The sequence below is a fragment of the Ferrovibrio sp. genome, from assembly GCF_041906005.1.
GTDB lineage: Bacteria > Pseudomonadota > Alphaproteobacteria > Ferrovibrionales > Ferrovibrionaceae > Ferrovibrio.
In genome coordinates, this window is record NZ_JAYRJY010000001.1 from 2,017,012 (window position 1) to 2,036,522 (window position 19,511).

The window sequence follows — 19,511 nt, forward strand, 5'->3', positions numbered from 1 at the left end:
TAGATGGTGCGTCGCGGGCCGGAGTTTGGTGCATCGGACCGATGCGGATGAGTTTTGAGCGGTAGGCGGAAGCGGACTGTATGAGCGACGTGAACGAGCAGGACAAGGACAAGGCGGCAGCGCGGCCCAAGCGGCTGGAGCTGAAGAAAACCGTCGAGACCGGCCAGGTGCGCCAGAGCTTCAGTCATGGCAGGACCAAGGCGGTGACGGTCGAGGTGCGCAAGAAGCGCACCATCGTGCCGCCGGGTGCCGCTGCCGGTAAGGCCGAGGCCGCGCCGCCCGCTGCCGCGCCTGCGCCAACGCCTGCTGCCGCACCCAAGGCCGCTGCTGCCGCGCCGAAGCCGGCCACGTCCAGCGTGACGGTGCCGTCGCGGGCCGAGATCATTGCCGAACACGACGCGGCACAGGCCGCCAAGGCTGCCGAAGAGGCCGCTGCCCGCGCCGCCGCCGAAACCGCCAAGGCCGCCGCTGCCGCGCCAGCCGCGCCTGTCCCGGCAGAGCCGAAGCCTGCCGCCGTCACGCCGCGTGCCGCCGAAACGGCGCGTCCGGAAGCTGGCCGGGCTGGCCCGCGCATGACCGCGCAGCCGACCGGCGATGTGCGCCCGGGCCGCGACCGTGACCGCGAGCGGGGCGCCGCGCAGCGCCCGCAGCGTCCGACCGGCATGGTGCTCAAGCCCATGTCGGACGAGGAACGCCAGGCGCGTAGCCGCGTGAACGAGGACGAGCGCCGTAAATTCGCCGAGATGCGTCGCGTGGCCGAAGAGGACATGCGCCGTCGTCAGGAAGAGCTTTCCCGTGTTCATGCCGAGCGTGAGGCGGCTTTGCGCCGCCAGGCCGACGAGGACGCGCGCAAGAGGGCTGAAGACGATGCGCGCAAGAAGGCCGAGGCCGAAGCGGCCCGCCGCCTGAACGCGCCGGAAACCACGGGGACGGAAGCATCGCCGGGTGCGCCGGCCGCCATTGCCCGCGCCGCCGTGGATGATGAGGACGAAGCTGGCGGCAAGCGCCGTGGCGCTGGCGCCAAGGCCGCGCCCGCCAAGGCCGCGCCCAGCCGCGGCCGCGACGGCGCCGAACGCCGCGCCGGCAAGCTCAGTGTGACCAAGGCGCTGGACGACAACGAGCGTGTCCGCTCGGTGGCGTCCTTCCGCCGTCGCATCGAGCGTGAGAAGCGCGCGATGCACCAGGGCACCGCCGAACAGCAGAAGATCCTGCGCGACGTGGTGATTCCCGAGACCATCACGGTGCAGGAACTGGCCAACCGCATGGCCGAGCGTGGCGTGGACGTCATCAAGGCCCTGATGAAGATGGGCGTGATGGCCACCATCAACCAGACCATCGATGCCGATACCGCCGAACTGGTGGTGAGCGAGTTCGGCCATCACGTGCAGCGTGTGGCCGAATCCGACGTCGAACTGGGCCTGGGCGGCGAGAAGGACGAGGAGGGCGCGCTGCAGCCGCGTCCACCGGTCGTCACCGTCATGGGCCACGTCGACCACGGCAAGACCTCGCTGCTCGACTCTCTCCGCGAGACCGACGTGGTCAGCGGCGAAGCCGGCGGCATCACCCAGCATATCGGCGCCTATCAGGTGCGCCTGAAGTCGGGCAAGGCCATCACCTTCCTCGACACGCCGGGCCATGAAGCCTTTACCCAGATGCGCGCCCGCGGCGCCAAGGTCACCGATATCGTCGTTCTGGTGGTTGCCGCTGACGACAGCGTGATGCCGCAGACGGTGGAGGCGATCCATCACGCCAAGGCGGCCGGCGTGCCGATCGTGGTGGCGATCAACAAATGCGACAAGCCGCAGGCCAATCCGCAGAAGGTGCGGCAGGAACTGCTGAACCACGAAGTCGTGGTCGAGCAGATGGGCGGCGACGTGCAGTCGATCGAGGTTTCGGCCAAGACCAAGAAGGGGCTGGATGCGCTGGAAGAGGCGATCCTGCTGCAGGCCGAAATCCTCGATCTCAAGGCCAATCCCGATCGCCGCGCCGAAGGCGTGGTGGTGGAAGCCAAGCTGGAGCGCGGCCGTGGTTCGGTCGCCACCGTGCTGGTGCAGCGCGGTACCCTGCATGTCGGCGACGTCTTCGTGGCCGGCACGTCCTGGGGTCGCGTGCGCGCCCTGATCGACGATCACGGCAAGAACGCCGTGTCGGCCGGTCCGGCCGTGCCGGTGGAAGTGCTGGGCCTGCAGGGCACGCCGGAAGCCGGCGACGAATTCGTCGTCGTCGACAACGAGGCGCGCGCCCGCGAGGTTGCCGAATTCCGCGAGCGCAAGCAGCGCGAAGCCAAGAGCGCCATTTCGGCGCGCGGTTCGCTCGACCAGATGTTCGCCAAGATCAAGGCCGGCGAGCAGAAGGAACTGCCGATCGTGGTCAAGACCGACGTGCAGGGTTCGCTGGAAGCGATCATCGGCGCGGCGCAGAAACTGGCCACCGAGGAAGTCAGCGTCCGTATCCTGCATGGCGCGGTCGGCGCGATCAGCGAGTCGGATATCGCCCTGGCGGCGGCGTCCAAGGGCGCCATCATCGGCTTCAACGTGCGTGCCTCCAAGCAGGCGCGCGAGATGGCCGAGCGCGATGGCGTCGATATCCGCTACTACTCGATCATCTACAACGTGCTGGATGACCTGAAGGCCCTGCTTTCGGGCATGCTGGCGCCGTCGATCCGCGAGCGTTTCCTCGGTTATGCCGAGATTCGCGAGGTGTTCAATATCACCAAGGTCGGCAAGGTGGCGGGTTGCATGGTCACCGAGGGCCTGGTCAAGCGCGGCGCGAAGGTGCGTCTGCTGCGCGACAACGTGGTCATCCACGAAGGTGCGCTCTCGACCCTCAAGCGCTTCAAGGACGACGCGCGCGAGGTCAAGCAGGGCATGGATTGCGGCATGTCGTTCGAGAATTACGACGACATCAAGCAGGGTGACGTCATCGAGTGTTTCGAACTCGAGAGCGTGGCGCGCGAGCTGTAAGCGCGCGCCACAATCCGACGGAGTGATGGGTCATGGCACAGCGCGGCAAAGGCGCCCATAGCGGCGCGCGCGGCGGTCGTCCCCAGGGTAGCCGTGGCGCTCGTTCCCAGGCTGACCTGCCCGGCGGCCGCAGCCAGCGGCAGCTCAGGGTCGGCGAGGAACTGCGCCATATCCTGAGCGATATCCTGCTGCGCGGCCATTTCCGCGATCCCGACCTGGTGGATGGCGTGTCGGTCACCGTGACCGAAGTGCGGGTCAGCCCGGACCTGCGCAACGCCACGGCCTTCGTCATGCCCCTGGGTGGCGAGGATGCCACGAAAACCATCGCGGCGCTGAATCGCGCCCATGCCTATATCCGCACCGAAGCGGCACACCGCATCAACCTGCGTCTGGCACCGAGTTTCTCTTTCAAGCTGGATGAAAGCTTCGACGAGGCCGCCCGCGTCGAGCGCGCGCTGCTGCATCCCGTCGTGCAGGCCGATCTGAAAAAGCCGGCCGACGACGAGACCGAGGAATGAAACGGAAGGGCCGCCCGGTCCATGGCTGGGTGATCGTCGACAAGCCGCTTGGTCTGACCTCGACCCAGTGCCTGGCGAAAGTGCGCCGCCTGACCCAGGCGGCCAAGGCCGGCCATGGCGGCACGCTCGACCCGCTGGCCACCGGTATCCTGCCGATCGCGCTGGGCGAGGCGACCAAGACGGTCGCCTATGTCATGGGATCGGGCAAAACCTACCGTTTCACCGTGCGCTGGGGCGAAGCGACCAGCACCGACGATGCCGAGGGGCCGGTGATCGTCCGGTCCGATGTCCGCCCCGACCGGCCGGCGATCGAGGCCATGCTGCCGGCATTCGTGGGCGAGATCATGCAGCGTCCGCCGGCCTATTCGGCCCTGAAAGTGGCGGGCGAGCGGGCCTATGACCTGGCCCGGGCCGGGCAGGCCCCCGACCTGGCCCCCCGGCCGATCCGGATCGATGCCCTGCGCCTGGTGGATATTCCGGATCCGGATCATGCCGTGTTCGAGGTGGATTGCGGCAAGGGGGCCTATGTGCGGGCCCTCGCCCGGGATTTCGGCGAAGTTCTGGGCTGTTTCGGCCATGTGGTGGCCCTGCGCCGCACCCGGGTCGGCCGCTATGGCCTGGACCGGGCTTTTTCGCTGGATTCCCTTGAGGAACTATGCCAAAAGGACGCCGCGCACGCGTATCTGCTGCCGGTTGAAACCGCGCTGGACGACATCCCGGCCTTGGTTGTAACCGGCCCCCAGGCCGACCGCCTCAGGCACGGCCAGTCGATCCGGATCGCGATGGCGGCACCCGGACTCCCGCCGGAAGGAGAAATGCTGGTGACAGCCGACGGCAAGGCCGTTGGAATTGCCGAGCGTCTCGCCGACGAGGTCAGGCCGCTGCGTTTGTTTAACCTATGATGTCGCGGAGTTAGTCGCATGACCATCACTGCCGAGCGCAAGACCGCGCTGGTTTCCGAATTCGCCACCAAGAAGGGCGACACCGGTTCGCCGGACGTTCAGGTGGCTCTGCTCACCGAGCGGATCAACAATCTCACTGAACACTTCAAGACCCACAAGAAGGACGTGCATTCGCGCCGCGGCCTGCTGATGATGGTCAGCAAGCGTCGCAGCCTGCTCGACTATCTGAAGCGCACCGATCCGGCGCGCTACGATGCGCTGATCCAGCGCCTGGGTCTCCGCAAGTAACGATATGGCCGCTGGCGCGATACAAGACGCGAGCGGCCGTATTCCGGACACGACATGCCACGCCCGCCTGCGGCAGATCAGCCGGGGGCGGGCGTTGGTGTTTCATCAATAGTCCGGACAGGCCGGCATTCGGGATGGGCCCGCAATGCCGGTTTGCCGAGGTCGGCTGAAGATCAGCCGCATCGGCCGGGCGGGAGGCGATGGGCGCCGTCCCGCCGGGTGCTGCAAGTCAGGGACTGCAGCGCTGCAGGAAGGAAGAAGGTCAATATGTTCAATATCCACAAAACCGAATTGATGTGGGGCGGGCGCAAGCTCGTGATCGAAACGGGCAAGATCGCCCGCCAGGCCGATGGCGCCGTGATGGTGACCTATGGCGATACCATCGTGCTGTGCACCGCCGTTGCCGCCAAGCAGGCCAAGCCGGGCGTGGATTTTTTCCCGCTCACCGTGAATTACCAGGAGAAGACCTTCGCCGCGGGCAAGATCCCCGGCGGCTTCTTCAAGCGTGAAGGCCGTCCGAGCGAGAAGGAGACGCTGGTCTCCCGCCTGATCGACCGCCCGATCCGTCCGCTGTTCGCCGACGGCTTCCGTAACGAGACCCAGGTGGTTGCCACCGTTCTGTCGCATGACATGGAAAACGATCCCGATATCGTTGCCATGGTCGGCGCCTCGGCCGCGCTCACCATCTCGGGCATTCCCTTCATGGGTCCGATCGGTGCCGCCCGCGTCGCCTATATCAACGGCGAATACGTGCTGAACCCGACCAAGTCGCAGATGACCGATCCGAACAACAAGCTGGATCTGGTCGTCGCCGGCACGGCCGATGCCGTGCTGATGGTGGAATCCGAAGCCCAGCAGCTGCCGGAAGACATCATGCTCGGCGCCGTGATGCATGGTCACAAGGGCTTCCAGCCGGTGATCGAGGCGATCATCGGTCTGGCCGAACGCGCCGCCAAGGACGCGATGCCGCTGGCTGAACGCACGGGCTATGAAGCCGCGCTGAAGAAGCTGGAGGAATCCGGCATCGAGGCCGATCTGCGCGTCGCCTATCAGGAGAAGGTCAAGCAGGCCCGCTACGCCAAGGTCGGCGAAGTGAAGGCCAAGGCCAAGGCGCTGTTCGCCGAGGGCGAGGCCAATCCGGTCGACGTGTCCGATGCGTTCAAGGATCTGGAAGCCAAGGTCGTGCGCTTCAACATCCTCGATACCGGCCTGCGTATCGATGGCCGCGACACCAAGACCGTGCGTCCGATCGTTTCGGAAGTCGGCGTGCTGCCGCGCGCCCATGGCGCCGCGCTGTTCACCCGTGGCGAGACCCAGGCGCTGGTGGTCACCACGCTCGGCACCGGCACCGACGAGCAGATCATCGATGCGCTCGACGGCGAATACCGCGAAAGCTTCATGCTGCACTATAACTTCCCGCCCTACTCGGTCGGTGAAGCCGGCCGCATGGGCTCGCCGGGCCGCCGCGAAATCGGCCATGGCAAGCTGGCCTGGCGTGCCGTGCGCCCGCTGCTGCCGGCGAAGGAAGAGTTCCCCTACACGATCCGCGTCGTCTCGGAGATCACCGAGTCGAACGGGTCTTCCTCGATGGCCACCGTCTGCGGCAGCTCGCTGGCGCTGATGGATGCCGGCGTGCCGCTCAAGGCGCCGGTGGCGGGTATCGCCATGGGCCTGATCCTGGAAGGCAGCCGCTATGCCGTGCTGTCGGACATCCTGGGCGACGAGGATCATCTCGGCGACATGGATTTCAAGGTGGCCGGCACCGAACAGGGTGTCACCTCGCTGCAGATGGACATCAAGATCGCCGGTATCACCGAGGAGATCATGCGTGTCGCGCTGGATCAGGCCAAGCACGGCCGTATTCACATCCTGGGCGAAATGGCCAAGGCGATCTCGCAGAACCGCTCCGGTGTGAAGGAGAATGCCCCGCGCATCACCACCATGAGCGTGCCGAAGGACAAGATCCGCGAAGTGATCGGTTCGGGCGGCAAGGTGATCCGCGAAATCGTCGAGAAGACCGGCACCAAGATCGACATCGAGGATGATGGCACGATCAAGATCGCGTCCAGCGATCCGGCCGCTGCCGATGCCGCGGTGCAGTGGATCAAGTCGATCGTCTCGGAGCCCGAGGTCGGCATGATCTACAAGGGCAAGGTCGTGAAGATCGTCGATTTCGGCGCCTTCGTGAACTTCTTCGGCAGCCGCGATGGCCTCGTCCATGTTTCGGAAATGGCGCCCAAGCGCGTCAACAAGCCGAGCGACGTGGTGTCGGAAGGCCAGGAAGTGCGCGTCAAGGTGCTGGGCATCGACGAGCGCGGCAAGGTCCGCCTCTCGATGAAGGTGGTCGACCAGGCCACCGGCGAGGACCTGTCGAACAAGCCGCGCGCCGATGAGGGCGAAGCCGTCCAGGCTGACTAAACCTCGCGCGGCAATGCTGCAAACGAAAAGGCCGGGAGCGATCCCGGCCTTTTTCATGTGTGCTGCATCACCCACGCATCATGATCAGGCGTGCATCATGATGGGGCGGTCAGGGCCGCCAGCGGCGCGATGATGCGCTGATAGCGGCCGTCGGCCCGCATCGCCCGGTAGCTGGCCCGCAGTTTCGCCACGGTGGCGGGCGGCAGGTTGGCCGATCCCGCGATCCAGAAGGAGAGCAGGGCGAAAGGCTCGCCCGACCGCAGATCGGCCGGATTGAAATCCAGTTCGCGCCAGGTGGCGCGTCCCACGGCCTCCAGGGTGAACCAGCCGGAAATCCGGTCGGCCTGCAGCAACCGGGCGTTATCGTTTTCCGAGGCATTGACCTCGATCTGCTCCAGCCCCAGCGATTGCAGGATGGATTGCAGTTCCGAGCCGCGCATGACCCCGATCACCGGCAGGCCACGGGCGGCAGTCAGTGCATTCACGGCCTGCTGGTCGCGGCGGGTGAAGAAGACGGCACGGTCGACGTAAACCTCGCCGATCCAGGCATATCGCTTTTCCCGTTGCGGCGTGCGCAGCAGGGCGGGGTAGAGCGTGTTGCCCTGGTCCAGGGCGAGCACGGCGCGCTGGAAGGGCAGGATGCGCACGGTGGGATCGCTGCCGATGCTGCGGGCCAGATGCTGCACCAGTTCCACGGCGGGGCCGGTGCCGAAACCGTCCTGGTCGACGATATATGGCGGCCGCGCCGGCGCCACGATCTGCAAGTCCGCCTGGGCTTGGGCGCGAATGGGCGTCTGGCCGGCCAGCAGACCCAGCAGGGCCATGATTATGATCGCGATGCCGCGCAACCGGCTCTCCCCTATCCTGATGCGTTTATTTTCGCGGAATTTTGCTTTTGTCGCGACTTATGAATTGATTACCCCGGGCGCAGATCGTTGCGGTGCAGTAAAATCCCCACATTCCCGATTCGCTGCACAAAAAATCCGGGAATTCTTGGGATTTCTCTGATGATGCCGTTGCCTGATTCCTGCCGCTTTCCCGAGGCATGCTGCCGGTCATGACGATGTTGCCTGTCATCGGCTCCGGATGTTTCCCCCGGCTGGCCGGCTTTGTCCTCCTGCTGGCCGGCCTGGGCATTCCGGCATTAGCCCAGACCAGCGAACCGGCCCAGCAGATGCCCGGCGAAACCGAGGATGTCACAGCCGGCGCAACTATTGTGCGCGGACGCTACACCGCCGGCGATGCCAATGCCGAATGGGAAGCTGCGATCCGCGACGGCAAGCCTGAACGGATTGCCGAATGGCGCAGTTACGGCGATTTCGGCAGCGCCAATGTGGTGTTCACCTTCCACAACGGCGAATTGATGCATTACGGCGAGCATGGCCGTCGCCGTGGCGGCCAGGCCGGTTCGATGGATGGTTTCCGCCGCGTTGAATTAAGCCTGTCTTTCGCCAATGGCCGTTTCCGCGACGGCCTCAAGACGGTGGACGGCATCGAAACCGAGCCGACCGATGCCGAAATCCGTGCCGCCCAGCTGCAGGCCAAGGCGGCCCTGGAACGACTGGCATCCGCCCGGCCGGCCTGGCAGGACACCAGCCGCTCGACCAGTTTCTCCATAACATCGGTGCCTGAAACCGTCCCCTCGGAGGAGGCGCGCCGTCTGGCCGGTGCCGGTGGCGAGATCGTGTTCCGTTGCAGCGACACCCTGCATGCGGTGTTGGGTGCGGCGGAGGACAGGCTGGTGGTGGAAACCCGCGACCGTCCGCCGGTCACGCTGATGCGCCAGCCGCCGGGCGCCCGCTACGATTATTTCGGTGCCGGTTGGGGCGCGGAGCGGAGTGGCGAGGAAATCCGTCTGGAAGAGGCCAGCGGCCGCGCCCTGATCTGCCGCATCGTTTCAGCCGCCCCGCCGCCCTCGGCCCTGCCGCCTGCCGGGCAGTAATCCGTCAGGCCGGCGCGCGGTCGGAGACCTTGAATACGGCCGTTGCCTTGTTGGTGATCACCGGGTTTTCCGCCGGGCCCTGCAATCCCGGGCCGGTCTGCAGCACGCAATCCACGGTCACAAAAGCGCCCTCGCGCCGGATATCGGCCAGATGGCATTCCAGCCAGGCGCCCATCGGAGCCGGGCGCTTGTATTCCATGTTCAGACGGATGGTCCACATGGTGCCGATCTCGCGGCGCTGATGATGCACGAAGGCCGCCATGAAGGTATCCGCCAAAGTGGCGAGAAACCCGCCATGGCCGGTGCCGTGGCGGTTGGCATGTTTGGGCCGCACATGCAGGCCGTAGACCGGGGCCAGGCCGGGCCGTTCCAGGATGTAAACCTTGCCAAGCGTGCGGAAGAAAGGGGAGACCGGCGGCAGAATCTTGAAGCCGGCCGGCACGGGATGTGGTCTGGGTTTCATGACCGTGTCATCGCCCATGCATGGCGCGAAGGCAAGCCATGCGGTCCCTGCATTGCCGGTAAAAGTCCGGTCAAAAAAAGTGAGGGGCGGCCGGGGGGAGGGCCGCCCCTCGAGGGGGGATCGTTGGGGGAGGAAAAAGGAAGGGACAACGCTGCAACATCATCCGCTCCTGTGCATTCTATATAGGCGCGCGGCGGCAAAGTTGCAGTGATGGCAATCACGATTCACGTGTGCCGCAAAATTGTCATTTTTACCGTTAACAAACGGGCCGTTACGGCCTATCGGCTTCAGGCGCGGCGACGCAGCAGCAGCGGCAGGACCAGCAGCAGAACGGCCGATGCCAGCAGCGTGGCGCTGAGGGGGCGCGTGACGAAGACGCTGAAATCGCCGCCCGAGATGGTCAACGCCCGGCGGAATTCCTGTTCGGCAAAGGGACCGAGGATCATGCCGATCACGGTCGGCGCCACCGGAAAATCGAAACGCCGCATCAGGTAGCCGACCCCGCCGATCAGATAGAGCAGAACCAGGTCGACGGCCGACTGGCTGATGCCATAGGTGCCGATGGTGGCGAAGACGAGAATGCCGCCATACAGCCATGGTGACGGAATGGCGAGGATCTTGGCCCACAATCCGGCCAGCGGCAGATTCAGCACCAGCAGCATGACATTGCCGACATACAGCGAGGCGATCAGGCCCCAGACCAGCTCGGGCTGGTTCTGCAGCAGCAACGGTCCGGGATTGATGCCGTAGGACTGGAAGGCCGACAAAATGATCGCCGCGGTGGCCGAGGTCGGCAGGCCCAGTGCCAGCATCGGCACCAGCACGCCGGCCGCCGATGCGTTGTTGGCGGCTTCCGGCCCGGCCACGCCTTCGATGGCGCCATGGCCGAATTCTTCGGGATGTTTCGACAGTTTCTTCTCGACGAAATAACTGACGAAGGTTGGAACTTCCGCGCCGCCGGCCGGCAGCGCGCCGAACGGGAATCCGATGGCCGAACCACGCAGCCAGGGCTTCCACGAGCGCCGCCAATCCTCGCGCGTCATCCATGCCTTGCCCTTCAACGGCGTCAGCGTGGCATTCACCTGCGGACGCGCCGCCAGATACAGGGTCTCGCCGACGGCAAACAGGCCTACGGCGACCACGATCACGTTGATGCCATCCAGCAGTTCGGGCAATCCGAAGGTGAAGCGTGGCTGGCCGGTCTGCAGGTCGATGCCGATCAGGCCAAGCAGGATGCCGAGGGCCAGCGAGGTCAGGCCGCGCAGCACAGAGCTGCCCAGCACGGCCGACACGGCGATGAAGGCTAGCACCATCAGGGCGAAATAGTCGGCCGGACCGAATTGCAGGGCGAATTCGACCAGGGGCGGCGCCAGGAAGGTGATGCCCAGCGTGCCGATCGTGCCGGCGATGAAACTGCCGATCGCGGCGGTGGCCAGGGCCGCTGCCGCCCGGCCCTTGCGCGCCATGCGGTGGCCTTCCAGCGCGGTGATGATGGTGGCGCTTTCGCCCGGCGTGTTGAGCAGGATGGATGTGGTGCTGCCGCCATACATGGCGCCGTAATAGATGCCGGCAAACAGAATGAAGGCGGCCGTTGCCGGAACATGGAAGGTGATCGGCAGCAGCAACGCGATGGTCAGCGCCGGGCCCAGGCCCGGCAGCACGCCGACGGCCGTGCCGAGCGTAACGCCGACAATGGCCCAGAGCAGGTTCGCCGGCTGCAAGGCAACCGCGAAACCATCCGCCAGCAGGCTCAAGGTTTCCATGTCAGATCCAGCCTTCCAGGATTCCGGCGCCGATATTGATGCCCAGCAGTTGCGCGAAACCGAAATAGGCTATGGCGGCGAAAGCCGCGCCGATCATCGCGTCGCGCAGCGGCCGCCTGCTGCCGAAGGCGCGCGCCGTGCAGGTAAACAGCAAGATGGAAGCCGGCACGAATCCCAGCGGTCCGATCAGGCCGACATTCAGCACAAGGCCCAGCAACAGCCACCCCGCCGCGCGTGGATTGACCGGCGTTTCGGCCTCTTCCGGCGCGGTGACCCAGCGGCCCCGCCAGGACTGAATCAGCAGCGCCAGGCCAAGGCCGATCAGCAGCAGGCTGGCGGCATACGCCATCGCCGTGGGGCCGACCCGGGCATACATCGGCGAGACCGGGATCCGCGTCGTCTCGTACAGGGCAAGACAGCCCAGTCCGATCACGCCGATGGCGACAAGGCTTTCCGGTTTGCGCAGACGCTGCATGCCGGCGGCTTAGGCCAGTCCGATCTCTTTCAGGATCGCCTCGATGCGGGTGTTTTCCTGCTCGATGTATTTGGCATAGGCATCACCGGCGAGGAAAATCCCGGTCCAGTCGCGTGCCTTGAGCTGCTCCGCCCAGGCCGGGCTGGCATTCAGCTTGGTCATCAGGTCGATCATGGCGGCGCGGTCGGCATCCTTCACGCCGGGCGGAGCAAACACGCCGCGCCAGTTGAACAGTTCGACGTCCAGGCCCTGCTCCTTGATGGTGGGAATGTCGATGCCGGGCTGGCGCTTGTCGGCCGAGATCGCCAGGGCACGCAGTTTGCCGGCCTTCACCTGTTCGCCGAACTCGCCATAACCGGAAATGCCGCAGGTAACCTGGTTGCCCAGCAGGGCGGCCAGGGCCGGGCCGCCGCCCGAATATGCCACATAGGAAACCTTCTTCGGGTCCGCGCCGGCGGCCTTGGCGATCATGCCGGCCAGGATGTGGTCAGAGCCACCGGCGGAACCGCCGGCCCAGGATACCTTGGCCGGATCGGCTTTGAAGGCGGCAACGAGATCGGCCATTGATTGGATCGGCGAGGCTGCGGGCACGACCACGACCTGGAACTCGCCGGTCAGGCGCGCGATCGGCGTGACCTGCGACAGTTTCACCGGCGACTTGTTGGCGATCAGGGCGCCAACCATCACCATGCCGGCCACCATCAGGGCATTGCCCTGGCCTTTCCACTGATTGACGAATTGCGGCAGACCGACGGCGCCGCCGGCGCCACCCACATTGGTCACCTGCGCGCCCTTGATCAGATTGGCCTGTTTCAGCGCCAGTTCGATGCTGCGGGCGGTCTGATCCCAGCCGCCGCCCGGATTGGCCGGCACGAACAGCTTCAGCGTATCGACAGCCTGCGCCTGGGCCGGCATCGACAGGGCCGGCAGCAGGCTGAAAGCGGCAGCACCATAGACGCTGGAACGAAGGAAGTCGCGGCGGTGCATCATGATGTCCTCCCTGGACGATGTCGTATTCATTACCGGGAGTAGAGCCGCCTTGCCGGGGAAATGACAAGGGGAGGCGACAGGAAATTTGCACCTTATGGGAAAGCCGTCTTTATCAGGCCGGCAGCAGCACCTCGACGCAGGTGCCTAGCCCCGGCCGGCTGCGGATCTCCAGCCTGCCGCCATGCAGTTCGATCAGACTACGACAGATCGAAAGGCCCAGCCCCGCGCCGCTATTGGCGCGGGCGCGATAGGCGTCGATGCGATAGAAGGGCTGGATGACGGCATGGCTTTCCGCCGTGCTCATGCCGATCCCCGTATCCTCCACACGGATGCACAGCACCCCGTCTGTACTTTCTGCCTGCAGACTCACGCTGCCTTCGGGGCGGTTGAACTTCACCGCGTTGCCCATGAGATTGACCATGATCTGCACCAATGCCCGCTCGTCGGCGCGAACCTTCAGCTTGCATGGCGTGAAGGCCAGCCTGATGCCGGCCTCGCGGGCCTGCGGCTCCACCATGGCCAGCGCACTTTGTGCCAGGGTATCGAAATCGCAGGTCGTGATGTTGAGTTCGACCCGGCCATTCTCCAGCCGCGACAGATCGAGGATGTCGTTCACCAGCCGCAGCAGGTGTTCGCCGGACCGGCTGATGTTGACGGCGTACTCCTTCTGGCGCGGCGTCAATGCGCCTGTATAGCCAGCCGCCATCATCTCGGCGAAACCGATGATGGCATTCAGCGGCGTGCGCAATTCGTGGCTCATATTGGCCAGGAAGGCGGTCTTGGTGCGGCTGGCGGTTTCGGCGGCTTCGCGCTGTTCGATAAGCTGCGCCTCGGTTTCCTTCAGGCGCGTGATGTCGATGCCGCAGGTGATGATGCCAACTACGCGGCCATCTTCATCCTTCAGCGGCACTTTCTGGGCCAGGGCGATGATCGGCCTGCCGTCCGGTCCGGTCCAGCCCTGTTCCATATGCATGGATTCGCCCGTGGCAAGAATGGCGCGGTCCTGCTGCTCGACCACGGCGGCGGTTTCGGGGCCGGCGATTTCACTCCAGGTCTTGCCGATCGGATCGGTCTTGTAGGGTCTCAGCAGCTCACGCAGGGCCCGGTTGGCGAGGCGATACCGCAGCTCGCTGTCCTTGTAGGTGATGGTCGCCGGCATGGCATCCATCAGGGTCTGCAGGAATTTGCGGGTTTCCTGTTCGTCCTCGCGCGTGATGTGTTCGCGCTGCCGTGCATTGTCGAACTCGATCATCATCAATCCGAGCCCGGTAAGCAGATTGGCAAAGATCGCGCCTGCCAGCGCACCGTTCAGCTGATCGCCAAGCGCGGTCAGGCCAAGCGCGTAATAGATCGCCATGCCGCCACGCGCCATTTGCAGGCCGCCGGTGAGGAAATAGAGCAGCGACCGCCGGTGCATCATCAGCAGCGCGCCCGCGTATAACAGGCATATCGCGCCCACGGCGATGGGAATGGCATAGGTCAGGCCGGTGACATGCTGGATCAGCAACGTGCCGACAGTGAGCGCGACCGCCACGGCTAACGACACTTCCAGCCGGTCGCTGCGGCCGGTCTGCACGCGGATGCCGCTGGCCAGCATCACCGCCGACAGCAGAATGGCGCTGACCGCGGTCACCGACAAAAGCCGGTTGGGATTGATCGGCCAGTCGGTGAAACCGATGAGCGCGAACGGGATCGGCAGGCAGGCATGGGCAATGGCCCAGAACAGCAAATGGCGGCCGCCGCCCAGTTTACGATGGGCGAACAGGCAGGCCAGGGCGACGATCAGGGGGGAAACAGTCGCGGTAACGGCAATCGTCGGAATGACCATGAAAACGCCACGTTGTATTTGTGCTTTCGTTAATCTTCCTATCTCGGACGTGGTCTGCGCAATCAAAACTTCGGACTTCCGTTTTGTGATTGCAGCAAGCCCTTGAAAGCGAAAATCATTCTCTTCACAGTGCAACCATGACGATGCAATGGTCCCGGCTGCTCTCCGCCCAGAGACTTGGTCACCGTGGCGCCGAGCCGGTGACGCCATCCCGCAATCCCTTCCAGAAGGACTGGGATCGCGTGGTGTTTTGTTCCGCCTTCCGCAGGTTGCAGGACAAGACGCAGGTCCACTCGCTTCCCGAGAGCGATTATGTGCGCAACCGGCTGACCCATTCGCTGGAGGTTTCCTCCGTCGGCCGCTCGCTGGGCGCGCAGGTCGGTGAAACCGTGTTGCAGCGCCATGGCAATGGCCTGAAGGACATCACGGCCGCCGAATTCGGCCATATCGTTGCCGCCGCCTGTATCGGCCATGATATCGGCAACCCGCCATTCGGCCATTTTGGCGAAGCCACGATCCAGCACTGGTTCCGCAGCGGCCCGGGTGCTGAACTGATCGCGCCGCTGCCTGAGCAGCAGCGTCGCGACTTCCTTCATTTCGAAGGCAATGCCCAGGGTTTCCGGGTGATGACCCGCCTGCAGAACTGGCGCGATGCCGGTGGCCTGCGGCTGACCTGTGCCACATTGGCCACCTTCATGAAATATCCTTTCGGCAGCCTGGCCGCCGATCCGGCCAAGGGCAAGTTCGGCCATTTCGCTGCCGAGACCCTGCTATTCGAAGAAATGGTGGAAACGGTGGGCCTCAGCCGGCTGGGCGAGGATCGATACGCCCGCCACCCGCTGACCTATCTGGTCGAGGCCGCCGACGACATCTGCTATTCGGTGATCGACATCGAAGACGGCTTCAAGCTGGGCCGCATCACCTTTGCGGAAGCCGAGGAACGGCTGCACAGCCTGCTGCGGCGCCGGCCGCCGCGCTATAAGGAAATCGACGACGAAACCTGGAAGATCGCCTATCTGCGCGCCAAGGTGATCGGCGACCTGATCGACCAGGCCGTGGATGTGTTCTGCGCCAACGAAACCGCCATTTTGCATGGCGGCTTCACTGGCGATCTGATGGGGCAGTCGCCGATGGCGCCGCACCTGGCCGAAATCGCCGCATTCACCCGCAGCCGGATTTTCCAGACCCGCGAGCGTTTCCAGACCGAGGTGATGGGCGGTGAAATCCTCACCAGTTTGCTGGCGGCCTTCTGTGATGCCCATCTCGCCCTGGAGAAGGCGGGCGATATCGTCGTCATCAGTCCACGCCAGCATGCCCTGCTGCGGCTGATGCCGCGTCTGCCCGATCCGGCCGCCGATCGATATGACTGGCTGCTGAGCGTTACGGATTTTGTCAGCGGCATGACCGATTCGTATGCATTGAAGCAATTCCAGCGCCTGCGCGGCCTGCAATGAATTCTGAGGGAGGGCCGCATGGCCAAGATCGTTGACTACTATGTATTCCTCGCATCGCCCTGGGCCTATCTGGGCTCCAGGCGGTTCGCCGAGATCGCAAAGCGCCATGGCGCCAGCATCCGGATCATTCCCATGGCGGCGGCCGAAGTGTTTCCGGTCAGCGGCGGCCTGCCGCTGGCCAAGCGTGCGCCGCAGCGCCAGGCCTACCGCATCGTCGAGCTGAAGCGCTGGCGCGAGTTCCTCGGCGTGCCGCTCAATCTGCAGCCCTCCTTCTTTCCGATGAACGAGGCGCTGGCGGCGCGGCTGGTGATCGCCAGCCGCGAGGCCGGGCAGGATGCGGTCGGCCTTGCCCACGCCATGATGCATGCCATCTGGGCCGAGGATCGCAATATCGCCGATCCCGATGTGCTGGAGCAGATCGTCACCGAATGCGGACTGGATCCGGCCAAGCTGTTTGCCGCGGCTGAAAGCGATGCGGTTCAGGCCGAGTATGCACGCGGCACGCAGCAGGCCATCGAGGCCAATGTGTTCGGTGCGCCGTCCTACGTGATCGATGGTGAAATCTTCTGGGGACAGGATCGCCTGGATTTCGTCGATCGCGCCCTGGCGAAGGCATAATCGAAGAACCGGCGAGGAAGCAGCCATGTCAGAGAATGATACCAAGGCCCTGTTCGATCGCGGCCTGAAGGTGCGCCGCGAAGTGCTGGGCGCCGACTACGTCGACCGATCACTGGCCAATGCCAACGATTTCATGATGGCCTTCCAGCATGTGACCACGGAATGGTGCTGGGGTTACGTATGGGGTCGTCCGGGGCTTGATCGCAAGACGCGCAGCATCATCAATCTGGCCATGCTGACGGCGCTCAATCGCGCGCCCGAGCTGCGCCTGCATGTGAAGGGCGCGCTGAATAACGGGCTCACGCCGGACGAGATCAAGGAAGTCCTGCTGCAGGCCACCATCTATTGCGGCATTCCCGCTGGTCTGGAGGCTTTCAAGACCGCCAATGAGGTGCTGCAGGAAGCCGGCGCGGTGAAGAAGAAGGACTGAGACGGCCTCAGGTCTTCGCCGCGGGGCGGAAGGCGCGGCAGACGGCGGGATCGGTTTCCAGATAGGGCCCGCCGATCAGGTCGATGCAATAGGGAATCGCCGGAAACACGGCCGCCAGGCATTCGGCAATCGCCGTGGGTTTGCCGGGCAGGTTGATGATCAGGCTGTTGCCACGGATGCCGGCGGTCTGACGCGACAGGATCGCCGTTGGCACCGATTGCAGGCTGACGCTGCGCATCAGTTCGCCGAATCCCGGCATCATCTTTTCGCAGACATCTTCGGTCGCTTCCGGTGTCACGTCGCGCAGGGCCGGCCCCGTGCCGCCTGTGGTGACGATCAGGGGACAATGCAGCCGGTCGCTGAGATCGGTCAGCGTATAGGCGATCAGCGGGCGCTCGTCGGCAATCACGCGGCTTTCAGCGCGCCAGGGCGTGGTCAGAATCCGTTGCAACTCGGCAATGATCGCCGGCCCGCCGCGATCTTCGTAAATGCCGGCGCTGGCCCGATCCGAAACCGTGACGACGCCGATCGGTATGCTTGTCATGATTCTAATCTCCGGATTTTCTGACGGACCGTTGTGCCAACAAGTTGCTTTTACAAGTTTTGCGCGGGCGGATTTTTGATGCGGATCAACGGCGCTGTGCAGCGAACCACATAACGCGGCAAAACACCGCAGAGCTTATTAACCGCCGATTCAACACTGCGGCGCAGCGTCGTCGCATCCCTGATCTCCGGAAAGGATGCGACCATGACGATCACCGACCGTATCGATGCCGTCACCTTTATCGAGCCCGCGCGTGCCCACGCCATCGCGCCCGTGCCGCGCTCGGTCAAGATCGAACTGACCGGCCGCTGCAATTTCGCCTGCGCCTTCTGCGCCCGCGACATGCGGCTGCGTGACCAGAAAGACATGGACAAGGGCCTGTTCCGCCGGCTCGTGCGCGAGATGCGCGATGCGGGCGTGGAGGAGCTTGGCCTGTTTTACCTGGGCGAATCCTTCATGGTGCCATGGCTGCCCGAAGCCATCAGCTACGCCAAGCAGGATTGCGGCTATCCCTATGTCTTCCTCACCACCAATGGCTCGCTCGCCTCGCCCGAACGGGTGCGCGCCTGCATGGAGGCGGGGCTCGACTCGCTGAAATTCTCCTACAATTACGCCGACGCCGAGCAGTTCAGCGATGTTGCCGGCGTGAAGCCGCGCTATTTCGATGCCATCCAGAACAATATCCGCTCCGCCCGCGCCATCCGCGACGAAGCGGGTTACGGCTGCGGATTGTATGCCTCCTATATCGAATATGACGGCGAGCAGGGGGAGCGGATGCAGAAGGCGCTCGACGAGATCCGGTCCTATGTGGATGAGGTTTACGCCCTGCCGCTCTACAGCCAGGCCGATCTGGTCAGTGGCGAGGAGGATATGCGCGGCTGGTCGGCGGTGGCCGGCAATCGTGGCCGGGCGGCCGCGTTGCGCGACCCGTTGCCCTGCTGGGCGGTGTTCACCGAGGGGCATGTCACCTGGGACGGCAAGCTGTCGGCCTGCTGCTTCGACCATGACGGTCGTTTCCATATGGGCGACCTGACAGCGGAAAGCTTCACCGGAGCCTGGAATTCGCCGGTCTTCCAGGATTTGCGCCGGGCCCATCTGAAGGGGGATGTGCGCGGCACGGTGTGCGAGGGTTGCGCCGCCTACAAGTGAATTTGACCCGCGACGCTACTACGACAGCGCCAGGCCTTCATGAGGCGTGGCGCTGCCGGCCGTTGCATGAGCGTTAGAGGCCGCGCGCGCCACCGGGCGATAGAGATCACGCAGCTTGCGTACATCTGCGATCTCCACGCGGCTGCCACTGGCGCGAATGCCGTAGCCGCGCAATTGCTGGAAAGTCCGCGACAGACATTCCGAACTCATGCCCAGTTCGGCGGCTATGGTTTTCCGATCGTCGGCCAGCCGGAAGCGGGCCGCGCCGCTGGCAACAGGGCTATGGCGCACCAGATAGCTGGCAAGCCGCTCGATGGCGGTATGCAGTTTCAGTTCGCGCAGGTGCTCCACCAGCAGGCGCCAGTGGCGGGCCAGGCGGTCAACCATCATCAGGGCCAGGGCATGCTCGGTTTCCAGGGCCTGGCGGAACCGTGCGCTCGGAATCAGCAATACGCGCGAGGGGGCGGTGGTTTTGGTTGTGACCAGATAGGGCATCTGCAGGATTGTCGCTGCACTAACGAATATTTCACCGCTGCCGAAGGTGGTGACGACTGTCGTTTCGCCATCGCAGCATTCAGCCATGAGTGCAACGCGGCCGCTCAGGATCAGATGAACGTATTCCGAGGCATCGCCCTGCTGCGTGAGAATCGCATTCTTGGGGTATTCCCGCACCGGGCAATCACGCACCAGGCGCTCGACAATCGCATGGTCGAGCCTTTGATAAATCTCGGTCTTTTCCAGCAATTCCTGGTCAACGGCACGCATG

19 protein-coding genes are annotated in these 19,511 nt (G+C 64.6%); 10 read left to right on the top strand and 9 right to left on the bottom strand.

The genetic code is table 11. The features are described from left to right. Positions 1–80 precede the first annotated feature (80 nt). The 5 genes from infB to pnp all read left to right on the top strand — a co-directional run bounded on the left by infB (position 81) and on the right by pnp (position 7,089). Entirely contained in the window at positions 81–2,963 is a 2,883-nt protein-coding gene (infB, locus tag ACE3OO_RS09845; protein ID WP_374302289.1) for a translation initiation factor IF-2, read from the top strand. A gap of 32 nt (positions 2,964–2,995) precedes the next feature. Beyond that, entirely contained in the window at positions 2,996–3,481 is a 486-nt protein-coding gene (gene rbfA / locus ACE3OO_RS09850) for a 30S ribosome-binding factor RbfA (protein WP_374302292.1), read from the top strand. Further along, positions 3,478–4,383, top strand: coding sequence for a tRNA pseudouridine(55) synthase TruB (truB, locus tag ACE3OO_RS09855; RefSeq protein WP_374302294.1), 906 nt, complete (start codon positions 3,478–3,480; stop codon positions 4,381–4,383). Before rbfA ends, truB begins: the two co-directional genes overlap by 4 nt. A gap of 18 nt (positions 4,384–4,401) precedes the next feature. Then, positions 4,402–4,671, top strand: a complete 270-nt coding sequence (gene rpsO / locus ACE3OO_RS09860; protein WP_374302297.1) for a 30S ribosomal protein S15 — start codon at positions 4,402–4,404, stop codon at positions 4,669–4,671. A 267-nt stretch (positions 4,672–4,938) separates the two neighbouring features. After that, positions 4,939–7,089: a polyribonucleotide nucleotidyltransferase gene (gene pnp, locus ACE3OO_RS09865; RefSeq protein WP_374302300.1), complete on the top strand. Its 2,151-nt coding sequence runs from the start codon at positions 4,939–4,941 to the stop codon at positions 7,087–7,089. Between the two features lie 95 nt (positions 7,090–7,184). Here pnp and ACE3OO_RS09870 read toward each other — a convergent pair whose 3' ends face one another. Beyond that, positions 7,185–7,913 carry a substrate-binding periplasmic protein gene (locus tag ACE3OO_RS09870; RefSeq protein ID WP_374302302.1) on the bottom strand — a complete coding sequence of 243 codons (729 nt, stop codon included), beginning with the start codon at positions 7,911–7,913 and terminating at the stop codon, positions 7,185–7,187. A gap of 233 nt (positions 7,914–8,146) precedes the next feature. Between ACE3OO_RS09870 and ACE3OO_RS09875 the strand changes: the two genes are divergently transcribed. Then, positions 8,147–9,031: a hypothetical protein gene (locus ACE3OO_RS09875; RefSeq protein WP_374302304.1), complete on the top strand. Its 885-nt coding sequence runs from the start codon at positions 8,147–8,149 to the stop codon at positions 9,029–9,031. A 4-nt stretch (positions 9,032–9,035) separates the two neighbouring features. Here the strand turns inward: ACE3OO_RS09875 and ACE3OO_RS09880 are convergent, their stop codons facing one another. From ACE3OO_RS09880 to ACE3OO_RS09900, 5 genes are all read right to left on the bottom strand, one after another. Next, complete coding sequence (locus tag ACE3OO_RS09880) at positions 9,036–9,494, bottom strand: PaaI family thioesterase (protein ID WP_374302307.1); 459 nt, start codon at positions 9,492–9,494, stop codon at positions 9,036–9,038. A 287-nt stretch (positions 9,495–9,781) separates the two neighbouring features. After that, positions 9,782–11,257, bottom strand: a complete 1,476-nt coding sequence (locus tag ACE3OO_RS09885; RefSeq protein WP_374302310.1) for a tripartite tricarboxylate transporter permease — start codon at positions 11,255–11,257, stop codon at positions 9,782–9,784. 1 nt (position 11,258) lies between these two features. Beyond that, a complete protein-coding gene (locus ACE3OO_RS09890) occupies positions 11,259–11,732 on the bottom strand; it encodes a tripartite tricarboxylate transporter TctB family protein (protein ID WP_374302313.1) in 474 nt (157 codons plus the stop codon). Between the two features lie 9 nt (positions 11,733–11,741). Then, positions 11,742–12,722 (bottom strand): Bug family tripartite tricarboxylate transporter substrate binding protein, encoded by a 981-nt coding sequence (locus tag ACE3OO_RS09895; protein ID WP_374302316.1) that lies wholly within the window; start codon positions 12,720–12,722, stop codon positions 11,742–11,744. Between the two features lie 112 nt (positions 12,723–12,834). Then, a complete protein-coding gene (locus ACE3OO_RS09900; protein ID WP_374302318.1) occupies positions 12,835–14,550 on the bottom strand; it encodes an ATP-binding protein in 1,716 nt (571 codons plus the stop codon). A 137-nt stretch (positions 14,551–14,687) separates the two neighbouring features. Here ACE3OO_RS09900 and ACE3OO_RS09905 point away from each other — a divergent pair, with 137 nt between their 5' ends. From ACE3OO_RS09905 to ACE3OO_RS09915, 3 genes are read left to right on the top strand one after another with little or no spacing between them, the layout of a single operon-like run. Beyond that, positions 14,688–16,004 carry a deoxyguanosinetriphosphate triphosphohydrolase gene (locus ACE3OO_RS09905; RefSeq protein ID WP_374302321.1) on the top strand — a complete coding sequence of 439 codons (1,317 nt, stop codon included), beginning with the start codon at positions 14,688–14,690 and terminating at the stop codon, positions 16,002–16,004. 18 nt (positions 16,005–16,022) lie between these two features. Further along, a complete protein-coding gene (locus ACE3OO_RS09910) occupies positions 16,023–16,622 on the top strand; it encodes a 2-hydroxychromene-2-carboxylate isomerase (protein ID WP_374302323.1) in 600 nt (199 codons plus the stop codon). A gap of 25 nt (positions 16,623–16,647) precedes the next feature. After that, on the top strand, positions 16,648–17,052 hold the full coding sequence (locus ACE3OO_RS09915; RefSeq protein ID WP_374302325.1) for a carboxymuconolactone decarboxylase family protein: 405 nt from the start codon (positions 16,648–16,650) through the stop codon (positions 17,050–17,052). Positions 17,053–17,059: 7 nt separating this feature from the next. Here ACE3OO_RS09915 and mog read toward each other — a convergent pair whose 3' ends face one another. Together mog and ACE3OO_RS09925 are read right to left on the bottom strand one after the other, a co-directional pair. Beyond that, positions 17,060–17,596 carry a molybdopterin adenylyltransferase gene (gene mog / locus ACE3OO_RS09920; RefSeq protein WP_374302326.1) on the bottom strand — a complete coding sequence of 179 codons (537 nt, stop codon included), beginning with the start codon at positions 17,594–17,596 and terminating at the stop codon, positions 17,060–17,062. 50 nt (positions 17,597–17,646) lie between these two features. Beyond that, positions 17,647–17,811, bottom strand: coding sequence for a hypothetical protein (locus tag ACE3OO_RS09925; protein ID WP_374302328.1), 165 nt, complete (start codon positions 17,809–17,811; stop codon positions 17,647–17,649). Here ACE3OO_RS09925 and ACE3OO_RS09930 point away from each other — a divergent pair. Next, on the top strand, positions 17,801–18,745 hold the full coding sequence (locus ACE3OO_RS09930) for a radical SAM/SPASM domain-containing protein (protein WP_374302330.1): 945 nt from the start codon (positions 17,801–17,803) through the stop codon (positions 18,743–18,745). The two genes, ACE3OO_RS09925 and ACE3OO_RS09930, sit on opposite strands and share 11 nt — an antisense overlap. An 18-nt stretch (positions 18,746–18,763) precedes the next feature. On the opposite strand, the gene ACE3OO_RS09935 is transcribed toward ACE3OO_RS09930, so the two are convergent. Beyond that, on the bottom strand, positions 18,764–19,510 hold the full coding sequence (locus tag ACE3OO_RS09935) for a cyclic nucleotide-binding domain-containing protein (protein ID WP_374302333.1): 747 nt from the start codon (positions 19,508–19,510) through the stop codon (positions 18,764–18,766). Between the last annotated feature and the right edge of the window lies 1 nt (position 19,511).

Coding starts and splice junctions, on each gene's coding strand:
- ACE3OO_RS09880 (WP_374302307.1), bottom strand. CDS start 9,494: ATGAAACCCAGACCACATCCCGTGCCGGCCGGCTTCAAGATTCTGCCG.
- ACE3OO_RS09870 (WP_374302302.1), bottom strand. CDS start 7,913: ATGGCCCTGCTGGGTCTGCTGGCCGGCCAGACGCCCATTCGCGCCCAA.
- infB (WP_374302289.1), top strand. CDS start 81: ATGAGCGACGTGAACGAGCAGGACAAGGACAAGGCGGCAGCGCGGCCC.
- ACE3OO_RS09900 (WP_374302318.1), bottom strand. CDS start 14,550: ATGGTCATTCCGACGATTGCCGTTACCGCGACTGTTTCCCCCCTGATC.
- ACE3OO_RS09890 (WP_374302313.1), bottom strand. CDS start 11,732: ATGCAGCGTCTGCGCAAACCGGAAAGCCTTGTCGCCATCGGCGTGATC.
- ACE3OO_RS09935 (WP_374302333.1), bottom strand. CDS start 19,510: ATGCGTGCCGTTGACCAGGAATTGCTGGAAAAGACCGAGATTTATCAA.
- ACE3OO_RS09895 (WP_374302316.1), bottom strand. CDS start 12,722: ATGATGCACCGCCGCGACTTCCTTCGTTCCAGCGTCTATGGTGCTGCC.
- ACE3OO_RS09930 (WP_374302330.1), top strand. CDS start 17,801: ATGACGATCACCGACCGTATCGATGCCGTCACCTTTATCGAGCCCGCG.
- ACE3OO_RS09875 (WP_374302304.1), top strand. CDS start 8,147: ATGACGATGTTGCCTGTCATCGGCTCCGGATGTTTCCCCCGGCTGGCC.
- mog (WP_374302326.1), bottom strand. CDS start 17,596: ATGACAAGCATACCGATCGGCGTCGTCACGGTTTCGGATCGGGCCAGC.
- ACE3OO_RS09910 (WP_374302323.1), top strand. CDS start 16,023: ATGGCCAAGATCGTTGACTACTATGTATTCCTCGCATCGCCCTGGGCC.
- truB (WP_374302294.1), top strand. CDS start 3,478: ATGAAACGGAAGGGCCGCCCGGTCCATGGCTGGGTGATCGTCGACAAG.
- rbfA (WP_374302292.1), top strand. CDS start 2,996: ATGGCACAGCGCGGCAAAGGCGCCCATAGCGGCGCGCGCGGCGGTCGT.
- ACE3OO_RS09885 (WP_374302310.1), bottom strand. CDS start 11,257: ATGGAAACCTTGAGCCTGCTGGCGGATGGTTTCGCGGTTGCCTTGCAG.
- ACE3OO_RS09905 (WP_374302321.1), top strand. CDS start 14,688: ATGACGATGCAATGGTCCCGGCTGCTCTCCGCCCAGAGACTTGGTCAC.
- ACE3OO_RS09915 (WP_374302325.1), top strand. CDS start 16,648: ATGTCAGAGAATGATACCAAGGCCCTGTTCGATCGCGGCCTGAAGGTG.
- pnp (WP_374302300.1), top strand. CDS start 4,939: ATGTTCAATATCCACAAAACCGAATTGATGTGGGGCGGGCGCAAGCTC.
- rpsO (WP_374302297.1), top strand. CDS start 4,402: ATGACCATCACTGCCGAGCGCAAGACCGCGCTGGTTTCCGAATTCGCC.